8 protein-coding genes are annotated in these 11,345 nt (G+C 56.2%); 6 read left to right on the top strand and 2 right to left on the bottom strand.

Going from position 1 to position 11,345, the window contains the following annotated elements:
• Positions 1-124: 124 nt before the first annotated feature.
• Together PPGU16_RS12620 and PPGU16_RS12615 are read left to right on the top strand one after the other, a co-directional pair.
• Positions 125-1,936 (top strand): glycosyltransferase family 9 protein, encoded by a 1,812-nt coding sequence (locus PPGU16_RS12620; protein WP_180720281.1) that lies wholly within the window; start codon positions 125-127, stop codon positions 1,934-1,936.
• Between the two features lie 59 nt (positions 1,937-1,995).
• On the top strand, positions 1,996-3,180 hold the full coding sequence (locus tag PPGU16_RS12615) for an acyltransferase family protein (protein ID WP_180720280.1): 1,185 nt from the start codon (positions 1,996-1,998) through the stop codon (positions 3,178-3,180).
• Positions 3,181-3,204: 24 nt separating this feature from the next.
• Here the strand turns inward: PPGU16_RS12615 and PPGU16_RS12610 are convergent, their stop codons facing one another.
• Both PPGU16_RS12610 and PPGU16_RS12605 read right to left on the bottom strand, forming a co-directional pair.
• Positions 3,205-4,098 (bottom strand): methyltransferase domain-containing protein, encoded by an 894-nt coding sequence (locus tag PPGU16_RS12610; RefSeq protein WP_180720279.1) that lies wholly within the window; start codon positions 4,096-4,098, stop codon positions 3,205-3,207.
• 268 nt (positions 4,099-4,366) lie between these two features.
• Complete coding sequence (locus PPGU16_RS12605) at positions 4,367-5,890, bottom strand: rhamnosyltransferase WsaF family glycosyltransferase (RefSeq protein ID WP_180720278.1); 1,524 nt, start codon at positions 5,888-5,890, stop codon at positions 4,367-4,369.
• A 669-nt stretch (positions 5,891-6,559) separates the two neighbouring features.
• Here PPGU16_RS12605 and PPGU16_RS12600 point away from each other — a divergent pair.
• The 4 genes from PPGU16_RS12600 to PPGU16_RS12585 are packed head-to-tail and all read left to right on the top strand — an operon-like array spanning position 6,560 to position 11,293.
• Positions 6,560-7,405, top strand: a complete 846-nt coding sequence (locus tag PPGU16_RS12600; RefSeq protein WP_180720277.1) for a glycosyltransferase — start codon at positions 6,560-6,562, stop codon at positions 7,403-7,405.
• Positions 7,402-8,370 (top strand): UDP-glucose 4-epimerase family protein, encoded by a 969-nt coding sequence (locus PPGU16_RS12595; RefSeq protein WP_180720276.1) that lies wholly within the window; start codon positions 7,402-7,404, stop codon positions 8,368-8,370. The genes PPGU16_RS12600 and PPGU16_RS12595 overlap by 4 nt, the downstream gene beginning before the upstream one ends.
• A complete protein-coding gene (locus tag PPGU16_RS12590) occupies positions 8,367-9,404 on the top strand; it encodes an MraY family glycosyltransferase (protein ID WP_180720275.1) in 1,038 nt (345 codons plus the stop codon). Before PPGU16_RS12595 ends, PPGU16_RS12590 begins: the two co-directional genes overlap by 4 nt.
• Positions 9,404-11,293: a polysaccharide biosynthesis protein gene (locus PPGU16_RS12585; protein WP_180720274.1), complete on the top strand. Its 1,890-nt coding sequence runs from the start codon at positions 9,404-9,406 to the stop codon at positions 11,291-11,293. The genes PPGU16_RS12590 and PPGU16_RS12585 overlap by 1 nt, the downstream gene beginning before the upstream one ends.
• Positions 11,294-11,345 lie beyond the last annotated feature (52 nt).

Here is an 11,345-nt window from a genome sequence, read left to right as displayed (position 1 = left end):
CCGCGACATGAAGCGCTTGGTTAAGTGGGTGGCGCCGAGGTTGGCGAGTCGCCTTAGTGCCGCGTTGCGCGCAACGTCCGTTCCGCAGGCGCGTCCATCTGGCCCGAGATTGCTGGATGAAGCGTTGAGCGTCGCACAGCGCAAGTTTGACGAGACACATGCTCTGGCTGCCGAACAGGTAGCTAATGTCGCAAAGAATTCGGCCGTCGTCATCGTTTGCGAGGCGCCGTTCGATAACGTGTCCCTGCTTGTCGAAGAACTGATCAGCGAGAAAGTGACGCTTGGCGAAATCGTTGTCGTGGACGCCACGGCCGAAGAACCACGACTGGTTGCCATTCGCGATCACATTGCCGCTTGGCGTCGAATGCTGCCGCTCACGCGGTTTACCGTTGTCCCGTATTCCAGACAGGAGTTTCGTTTTCCACATGCTATCGAGCAAGGTTGGAGGGCGACGAAGCATCGCTACGTATGGATCGCTGGACGTTATTTCGTTCCGCTGCCCGGATGTTTCGAGTATCTGGTCAAGACGCAAATCGTCGAGGGTGAAAACGCGCTAGTCGTTGCACATGTCTGCAATCCCGACGGCACGTTACGTGCAGGACAGGTGGATTCTGCGGCTTTGGCCTCGGATGTCAGAGCGAAGATGTTGTCCGGGGAGTCATTTGATCTGTTGAACAATCTGGCGAGACCGTCTCACGCTTTCGATTCGGAACCCGATCTGCAGCAGGCCGGCGCGTTCCTGCCGGGCATTTTTGGCGGCCCGGCATCGATGCTTGCGGCACCATCCGCTACCTTGCTCGACGATTGCTTCATCACCAATGCCGCTGTCGTGGATTTCGCATTGACTCGCCAGGCCGCGGGCATCAGCGTTGTACGTGCAAAAGCGGCTGCAGCGTGGTCAACGCGCACAGAGGTGCTGGACGCGGCTGCGCCATGGGAGGTCATTCATGACTGGCGATGGCTCTTGGACAAGCGGGCCGAAACAGTAGGCGACAGTGAACGGATCGAACTCGTTTGTCCGTTCCACCGCGGCGATGTTGTTCTTTCGATGCTGGTCGCGCTGGAGGCGGTTGCGCGTGGCAAGAAGATCCGTGTGCACGTGGCCACGGGCCTCGTCGAGTGGGCGAAGCAGTTTGGCGCTGGCATCGACGTTGAAGCTGTGCCGGTGCCTGTGGCGTCGGCAGAAGAAACGTATCCGCAATTGCTTGCTTCGTATCTCCACGTTTCTCAGCGTAGCGATGCTTCGCCTCGAATCGCGCGGTGTCATCCGTCACGCGGCCTGTCCGAAACCGGACAAAATTTGGTCGAATACATTCTGGAAGAGGTCGGCTTACCTACCGATACGCTTTTGCCGAATTCGAGGCTGCGTGCGAGTGCCGATGAGCAGCGTGTGGCGGAGCAGGTGTTGCAGCAATTTGGTCGGAACGTCGTCTTCGTGCACCCGCTAGGCGGATGGAGCCTCAAGTCGATTCCGGCGCATGTCATGCTCGAACTTGCCGAACTGGTGCATGAGGCCGGCTACAAGCTGATTCAGATCGGCGGGGCAAGCGACAGGCGAGTTGACGGTTGTGACGGGGCAATCTTGCAGAACTTCATGCCTTCACAATGGTCGGAAATCCTGACAAATGGGCGGGCGTTGGTAGGAGTGGATTCATGGACGGCTCATTTTGGGGCGCTGCTCGACCTTCCACAGGTATGTCTCTACGGCTCGACGCATCCTAAGCATGTCTATACCAAACCGTGGTTTGCGAAACAGTCCAGCGAATGTTTGGTGCTCGCTCCGATAGTGAACTGCTCGCCGTGTAATTCGCTGACGTGCATTTCGTTCCCTGAGCGCAACTACTGCACGGGTTACGCAATTGACCGGGAGGCGCTGCGAGACTTCCTGGCCAATAAGGTCGCGCGACCAGACGATAAAAATTCCTCAACGCACTGAGGTGCGCACCGCTTGTCGGTCAGCGGCCGGTTCGCATTATTTGTCTACACTACGTTTCTATGGAAATTTCGGGCGTTCATCTGGCAATCCCCGTTGTCCTGATCTGTGCACTTGCCTTTGCATTTGCGCATTACGTTTCGATCAGGTCGTCTTTCTTTCGTGAAGCCATAGACATGGAGTCTGCGTCGGCACGATTTCATGCGATTGACGGACTGCGGGGATTTCTTGCGCTTGGGGTTGTGTTCCACCATGTAGTGATCAACTATCAGTTCTATCGCACCGGGAACTGGGCGTTAACTCCCTCGAAGATGAACATTTTTCTGGGACGTGGCTCGGTAGCGTTCTTTTTCATGATTACGGCGTTTCTTTTTTGGTCTCGCGTGATCAATCGTCGCGGACAAATCGACGCGTATGCGTTCTATGTGTCGCGGCTTCGACGTATGTTGCCGATGTACCTCGTCAGTGCAACGCTGATGATTGTTACCGCGCTCGCATTCACTCACTTTCGTTTGCAAGTGCCATTACTGGATCTGGTGAAGCAGGTCTTGTCATGGTTGCTGTTCACCATTCCCGGAATTCCGAGCATTAACAACTTTGACCAGACAACGCTGATCAATACGGTCTACTGGACTCTGGTTTACGAATGGAAGTTCTATCTGATTTTGCCTCTTGCGGCGGTTTTCGCGGTGGGTTTGCGCAGGCTCTATCTCGCAGTCTTCGTAACAGTTTGCATCTTGTTGTTTTCGACAACGCAGTTTGAATGGTTTTTTCTTGGTGGCTGTGTAGCCGCGGTTGCCAGTCGTGTTGAAATAGTGCGCCGTCTTGCCACCACCCGGATTGGGTCTGTCGTAGCGCTTGCGGCGATAGCCGCGGCGATTGCATGGGCGCCATTGGTGTACGAGCCATGGGGCGCAGTGCTGCTTTTCTTGCCCTTTATGATATTCGCGAGCGGGAATACGATGGGTGGGGTCCTGACTTGGCGATCGACAAGAACGCTCGGACTTTTGAGCTATAGCATCTATCTTATTCACAACTGGGTGCTCTATCTGGGCTCCCGTCTGTACAAGCACTTCTCCGATCTGGGTGCGTTGTCTGTGTCGCAATATTGGTTGTTTGGTTGTGCTGTCGTCTTGATCACGGTCGCACTTAGCGCGGCGACTTATCGCTTCGTCGAGTATCCCTGGTTGCGGTCGAGCCGACCCGTGGTGCCGCGTTCAGCGACGCGCGAAGCGAAATTCGACTAAATAGCACGGGCAATCGATTCCGTTTCAGAGTCGAGGCACGTCAAGCATGTTTGCACGGTGGGCGAGTTCGCGGGTCGTTTCCTTCAGCAAATCCATTCGCTGCGCTTTCAGTTGATCTCTGGGGGTCGACAAAGGCGTTGACGTCTTGCGCATGGAAACGAGAAACTCGCCGCACGGACCTCGCTCACTCGATTCAATATCGAAGTGGACCAGTTGCAGAGCACGAAGTTCGAGCATCACAAGACGGAAACTGGACGGCGTGAAATACCAGGCATGAGTATCGGCGTAACGAGAGGGCCAGGTTGACTCGTGATCTACAAATTGGTCATAGGCATGTTTAATATCGGACGAAAGTTCGATGTTGTATGCGCTGACCAGTTCGTCAGGCAGCCCCCTATTTACGATGCCGGTTGTCCTGTACGCGAACATTCTGAATATGCTGCCCTTGGTGTGGCGTACGCGTTTTTCTTCATGTGCGGTGAGGATTTCGGCGGTTGTACTCCATGGCATGAAGAAATCGAAGCAATACCTGAGATCTGGTATTGCGAGAGATACAATTCCTCCCTCTTTCATCACGACGGCGAAATCCCGCAGCGCACCAAGCATGTCGGGAAAATGCTCGATGACATGACTTGCCACGACATAGTCGAATTCGGCAGGCTGATGACCGCTGTGAACAAGGGCGTCGCTTAGTGAACCACCGTTCCACACGACGTCGACGCTCTGTATGCGCTCAGAAGTAGCGTTGACATCGTGTGAATACGCTGCAAGCAATCCCTCTTTGGAATCGTGATCGACTGACAGTGCATTCCACCCTTCGGCTTTAGGCACGACAGGATGATAAAGAGCGCCAATTTCGAGCCCCTTCATGTCTTTCGAAAGAAGTGCTCGTAGAACGTCGGATCGTTCCTTGATCATTGTTCGCGCCTCCATTGACTGGTCATGCTCGAATCTTTGCGGCAAATTGTATGCCGCACAGCTCGTGTCGGACAGTTAAGAGACGCGCGATAGTGTGTGCGTCGGCCCACGCATCTCGGTCGCCTATTGGCAATGCAGGGACCAGAGCTGTCGCGGTCGCCCGAGGAATTGGTCGACCACGACGAAACTTCTTTTCAGTGTGGCCGGTTCGCTCGAATCGAAACCGGCACAGCGGAACAGTCACCGAGTGGCGTTGCGCCTCGTGGCGTCACTGCTGTATCGCGTCCTTGAACACAGTACGCATGAACAACTCGTGCTCATCATTGAAGGTGTCGTCCCACGTGCGAGGGAATTTCATTGCAACCGCGTTGGAATAGCGGCGATCAAGATCCTTGCTTTCCGACACAGCCCGGCGAAGTCCCTCTACCAGTGCCGGTACGTCTGGCGGACATACGATAACGCCCTCGGTCAGAATGTCGAAGTACGTCTGGTCTTTGACGCCGAACGAGTTCGTCACCACAACCGCACCTGAACCGGAGAGGTCAAACGGGAGCAAGCTTGGATGCGACGAAGCCATCAGGCAAAAGCCGATATCGAATGTGGAAATCACTTCCTGATACTCACGCAGGTTCATCCGCTCCATCTGCTTCATTTCACAATCTTCATCGAGCATGACGGTTGCCTCACCGAGGCCTATGCCGATAAATTCCCACTCGTCTTTGGGGAAGACGTCGTCGCGATATGCTGTGCACAAGGCAAGCGCACCGAGGTCGAACATGTTGCGATCGACGGGCGGTCTCGAATAGAACGCAAGACGTTTTTTCTTGCCGGATTGCCTTACCTTGATGAATTCATCTTTCGGCTTCAGAACGCTTGAGCATGCGTTGTTGAAGTAGGTGTAGTTCGTTCCTTCGCGGGCAAAGATGCCAACTTGCTTCTTCAGGAAGAAATCCTGCAGCGCCTTGCTTGAGAAGAGCGCGCAGTAATCGAAGGAGTAGGTGGCCTCAGCCAATGCAAAGAGCGAACCGCTCGGGTGAAACGGCGACTCGTAATCCTGGATAAGGTAGAGGAATTTGCCGCCACCACGTGCATTCATCAGCTTACGCGCCATGTAGGCGCTGTACCAGACCGTCGCCACACAGTTGTCGTGAGGCGAGATCGCAAGAGGCTTTTCACGATCGCCGATGTAGACAAACTCCAGCACGTCAAAAAGATCTTCGAGGCCGGGATAATTCTTCAGTTTGTCACGAGTCAGTTGCTCGTCGAACTGAAATTCGTCATACATGACAAGACGGACGTTAATGCCACAACGCTTGATAAACAGCGCAACCTGGAAGACGCCGAAGAATCCGGCCGACATCGAGCCAAAGTCGAACGCAGGCACGAGCACGTTAACGGTTGGCGGCCGTTGTGGGTCGACGACGACATCCGGCATGTCATAGACATGCAGCGTCTTACGATGCAGGTATTCAAAGTCGTAGACGGTCTCGTCCTTCCATCGACGATATTGACGTCCTTCCCAGCGTCCGTAGCGAAGATAATGGAAGGCGGCTTCCCATTCGAACTTCAGATGGCGCCGCAGATCGCCATTCAGCGCGAGATATTCCCCGGCAGTGAAGTCGTCGGGAAGCGTTTTCTGTTCCTGTTCCATTGCGCTGATTAACGCGGCGGCGTTGGGATATTTGCCTTCTCGGGCTCCGTACCCCTGATAATGACGACGGGCCTCTTCGTCCGAGCCTAGCTTGATACCGTCGTAATACTGCCTGTAGAAGGCCGGATCGAAATCCGCCATCTGAGGCCCTGCCTTGTCCAGATGGTCCCGGCTTCGAAATCGACCTTCGCGTGAGCCATGTTCGCGGTAGTGATGCGCGGCTTCATCTGCGTTTAGATCGCGCAGATCGGAGTAGAAGTCTCGATAAAAGTCGACATCGACGGGTCCCTCCGAAGGCGTGTCATGGAGTGCGTCTTTGAGTGTTTCGTGAAGAGACTTTCGAGCGCGTCGGAACATTGCTGTGATAGGTTTGGAAAGCGAAAGACATTATCTTATCTTCGAAAGATTACAAACGGTCCGCTTTGGAAACAGTTCGTGTGAATTTGTCATCGGCAGCGGTTTTGGTCAGGTGTCCTCTGGTCAACAAAAATCAGAAGATTTTCGGCAAATCGAGGCGATAATCGGGAAATTTTACCTGTAGAGGCGCGCCGGTAGTGACTGATCTGGATGTGACAGGGACTGCAGTGAGTTCACATTTCGACCGTCGGTCTTATGACACGCGGCAAAAACTACAATTTGATACGAAATCGCGGGCTACGCATTTTGCGGGCGTTGGCATATCGTTTAAAATTACAAATTAGGGCTTGAAGGGTTTTGCGTTAATGCGCGCGCACCTTGAGCACACTCTGCGAATGCGTTGCTGCTTGCCCGAATGCTGGCGCGTCGTGAACTAGATACGCCTCGTTTCACATGAAAACCAAAAGTGCGCCGATCGCTGAATTGGAAGGCCTGTCCGTGTCGATGGTGGTGTATCGACCGGATGTGGCGCAGCTTCTGGAAACCCTCGCGAGTCTAGGTTCGGCGTGCACGGCATTGCAGGCTGTTCGGCCGGGTCTTCCCGTCATGCTCTGTATCGTCGACAACGGCGGCTTGCCCGACGTCGATCATCCGCTTGCTCTATTGCGTGACCGAGGGGTGACCTGCGAGATCGTTGCAGGTCATGGCAACGTCGGTTATGGGAGGGGCCACAACCTGGCGATAACACAGATCGCGAGCCGATATCACCTTGTGCTGAACCCGGACATCGTTCTCGATGGTGATTCGTTGGTCCGAGGGGTCGAATTTCTCGAGACGCATGCGGAAGTTGGTTTGCTAACCCCCCGAATTGGTAACGAGAATGGCAATTTGCAGTATCTGTGCCGCCGTTACCCGACGTTGCTCGATTTGTTCGTCCGCGGGTTTTTGCCGACGCGCGCACGGCGCCTGTTTGCACGGCGCCTGGAGCGCTACGAGATGCAGGACGTGATCAACCAGCGTGACGTTGTCTGGGACCCGCCGATCGTCAGCGGTTGTTTCATGTTGTTTCGCACGAGCGTGCTAAAACAACTTGCCGGATTCGACCCGCGCTACTTCCTGTACTTTGAAGACTACGACCTGAGCTTGCGCACGCATCGCGTCGCGCGGATCGTGTACTACCCGGCCATGCAGGTGCTGCATCACGGTGGCGGCGCGGCACGCAAAGGAGGCGCGCATATCCGGATGTTCCTCGCGTCCGCGATCCGGTTTTTCAATCGCTTCGGCTGGAAGTGGTTATGACGCGGTTTTTGCTGAGTGGCGCCAATGGCTTTGTTGGACAAGCGCTAGGACGTTCCCTGGTGGCAAATGGGCATTGGGTTACGGGGCTTGTGCGACACAGCGGCGGATGCCCTGATGGCGTCGCCGAGTGGCTTCATGCAACTCCCGACTTCGTCGGCATCGCCGATGCGTGGCCTGCGGGACTGGCGCCGGATGTCGTCGTTCATCTGGCGGCACGTGTCCATGTCATGAACGACAATTCGTCCGATCCTGATCAGGCATTTCGCGCCACCAATCTGCACGGCACATTGCGATTGGCTGAAGCAGCCAAACAAAACGGCGTGCGCCGTTTCGTGTATGTGAGCAGCATCAAGGCGGTGGCGGAAGACGATGCGGGACGGCCGTTGCGGGAGGACGATCCCGCGCACGCCGAAGACGCGTACGGCCGCTCGAAACTGGCAGCCGAACGCGAACTCATCTCTTTTGGTCGTAGCAACGCGCTGGATGTGGTTATCGTTAGGCCGCCTCTTGTGTACGGGCCGAACGTGCAGGCCAATTTCCTGCGGTTGATGGATGCAATAGCGAGGGGAATCCCGATGCCGCTTGGCGCGGTGCGCGCCCGAAGAAGCATGGTTTTCGTCGGGAATCTGGTGGACGCACTAATGCATTGCGCGACCGATCCGCGTGCATCGGGGCAATGCTTTCACGTCGCGGACGATGAGGATCAGACGGTCGCGGAACTGGTTCGATCCATTGGAACGCACCTTCATCGGCCGGCGCGCCTGTTTGACGTCCCCGTCGCGTGGCTGCGACTGGCAGGCCACATAACGGGCCGATCAGCGCAAATCGATCGTCTGATTGGCAGCCTGCAGGTCGACACGAGTCGACTCAGGCAGACCTTGGACTGGAAGCCTCCCTACACGGCAGACGAAGGGCTTGCGGAGACCGTCAACTGGTATCAATCAACGCGCTCAAGTCATTCATGAACAAGCAAGGTTTGCTGATGTTGCCCTGGACAGCTTTGATTGTTTATTTCGTAATCGCTGCGTGTGCTTCGGCTGGAGTCATCTTCATGTTGTTGAGATCCGGCTTGGCATGGCGCCTGGCGACCGATGTTCCAAACGAACGATCGCTGCATGTCCGCCCCACGCCGCGGGTCGGTGGATGGGGCGCCGTGCCCGTGATCGTTGTGATGGCGTTAGCGCTGGTGCAATCCTTGTGGGCTGTGGCGCTTCTTGCAGCGTTCCTTTCGGCCGTATCGCAGATTGACGACCGTCGAGGATTGCCCGCACGAGTCAGGTTCGCCGCGCATCTGATCGCAGTGACTGTTCTTGTCGTGGCGTATCCCGCACCGGCGCCCGGATGGGGGCTCGCCATTGTGGCATTTCTAATGTTGTGGCTGATCAACCTGTATAACTTCATGGACGGTGCGGATGGATTAGCTGGCGGCATGGCATTGTTCGGTTTTTCTGGCTACGCCGTCGCAGCTTTGCACAATGTCCATCCCATGACAGAGCTAGCGTCGTTGTCGGCGATCACCGCTGGCGCAGTAGCGGGTTTTCTCGTATTCAACATCCATCCTGCGCGAATATTTTTGGGCGACGCGGGCTCTATTACTCTGGGATTTCTAGCGGGCGCGCTGGGGTATTGGGGCTGGCGCGCCGATGTCTGGCCAATCTGGTTTCCCGCGATGGTCTTTGCGCCATTTATCGCAGACGCATCGATCACGCTGGCGCGCCGGTTGTTACGTGGCGAGAAGTTCTGGCAAGCGCACAGGCAGCACTACTATCAGCGTATGGTGCGTTCTGGTCTAGCCCAATCGCGAACGGTAGGTGCGTGGTATATCGTGATGGCGGCGGGCGTGGTCCTTGCTGTATTTGCACTTGATCGACCGGTCGCTATTCAGTGGGCCATAGCTATCGGCTGGGTACTTATCCTGACTATGCTGGGAGTCATGATTGATCTGCGCTGGCGCCGGTTCGAGTCGAGTCAGTCCAATCAATCCGAGGTGAGACGCTGATGTTCCGTTCAAAAGCATCGTGGCTATCGCTCAGCGCCTTCTGTTTCGATTTGTGCGCTGTAGCGGCGGCATGGCTGATGGCCTACCTGATCCGGTTCAACGGTTCTGTACCCGTCGACTTCCGTCTGGGGGCATTGAATTCGCTCGTCTGGGTGTTGCCCGTCTATGGCGTGATGTTCCGAATTTTTGGACTGTACCGCGGCATGTGGGTATTCGCGAGCTTGCCGGATCTGATGCGCATTTCGAAGGCCGTTGCGACCGGTGCAGTGGTCTCAATGATCCTCGCAGTGATGGTTCAGCCTTCGCCAATCATTCCGCGCTCCGTCCTGTTGGTATCACCGCTCCTGCTGTTTCTGGCGATGGGCGGCTCGCGCGCGTTGTATCGTGCGGTGAAGGAGTTTTACCTGTACGGCGGGCTTGTCGCGCAAGGCAAGCCTGTTGTTGTTCTGGGCGCGGGTACAGCGGGCGCAAGCCTCGCACGGGAACTGTCACGTTCTAGCGAGTGGCGATTGATTGGCCTGCTGGACGATGACGTCGCGAAGCATGGTCGCGAAATATATGGCTACAAGGTGCTCGGGTCGATCACGCAGTTGCCACAGATTGCAGAGTCGATGAAGACCGAGTACGCGATTATCGCGATTCCCTCGGCATCCGTTGAGGCGCAGCGGCGGGTTGCAACATTGTGCGTGCGCGCGGGCGTACGAGCGATGGTGCTGCCCGCGCTGACTGCACTGACCGGAGGGCAGGCATCCCTTTCGCGCGTGCGTCATATCGATCTTGAAGACCTGCTGGGCCGTGAGCCCGTTCATATCGATACGCCTCATGTCGAGGCGCTGTTGCATGCGCGCGTCGTCATGGTGACGGGTGCGGGCGGCTCGATTGGTTCCGAATTGTGCCGTCAGATCCTGCGCTTCAAGCCCGCTCAACTAATCGCCTTCGATCTGTCCGAATACGCAATGTATCGGCTCGTCGAGGAACTGCAGGAACGCTTCACTGGACTGTCGGTGGTGCCTGTAATTGGCGATGCGAAGGATTCGCTGTTACTCGACCAGGTGATGGCGCGCTACACGCCGCATATCGTCTTCCATGCGGCCGCTTACAAGCATGTGCCGCTGATGGAAGAACAGAACGCATGGCAAGCGGTGCGCAATAATGTTCTCGGCACGTATCGCGTCGCGCGCGCCGCGATACGTCATGACGTCAAGCGTTTTGTCCTGATTTCGACGGACAAAGCTGTCAATCCGACGAATGTGATGGGTGCGAGCAAACGTCTTGCCGAGATGGCATGCCAGGCGTTGCAGCAGACAAGCGAGCGCACTCAGTTCGAAACGGTGCGTTTCGGGAACGTACTGGGCAGTGCGGGCAGCGTGATCCCGAAATTCCAGCAGCAGATCGCAAAGGGCGGTCCGGTGACGGTCACCCACCCGGAAATCACGCGGTTCTTCATGACGATCCCGGAGGCATCTCAACTCGTGCTTCAGGCGTCCAGCATGGGGCAGGGTGGTGAGATCTTCATTCTCGATATGGGGGAGCCGATGAAGATCGTCGATCTCGCGCGCGATCTGATCCGGCTGTATGGTTTTACCGAGGATCAGATTCGCATTGAGTTCACCGGCTTGCGTCCCGGTGAAAAGTTGTACGAGGAACTGCTCGCCGACGAAGAAACGACGACGCGTACACCGCATTCGAAGCTCCGCATCGCACAAGCGCGAGGCGTTCCGGATAATCTTTTGGACGAACTATTACCGTGGCTGATGCAGCATCGCGTGCTGATGGATGACGAGGTACGCCGCGATCTGCGACGCTGGGTCGCGGAATATCAACCAACGCTCGCGGCGCCGTCGCTGCGTAGCGTGCCGTCGGTCGCCGGAAAGCGGGCTTCCATGTAGAAAACAAAGGGCGCCGAGGCGCCCTTTGTCTTGCCGCTCTTCTGCAGCATTG

Origin of the sequence: Paraburkholderia largidicola (assembly GCF_013426895.1) — a bacterium.
Lineage (GTDB): Bacteria > Pseudomonadota > Gammaproteobacteria > Burkholderiales > Burkholderiaceae > Paraburkholderia > Paraburkholderia largidicola.
The sequence above is the reverse complement of the archived record's forward strand: the minus strand, read 5'-3'. Positions and strand labels throughout refer to the sequence as shown.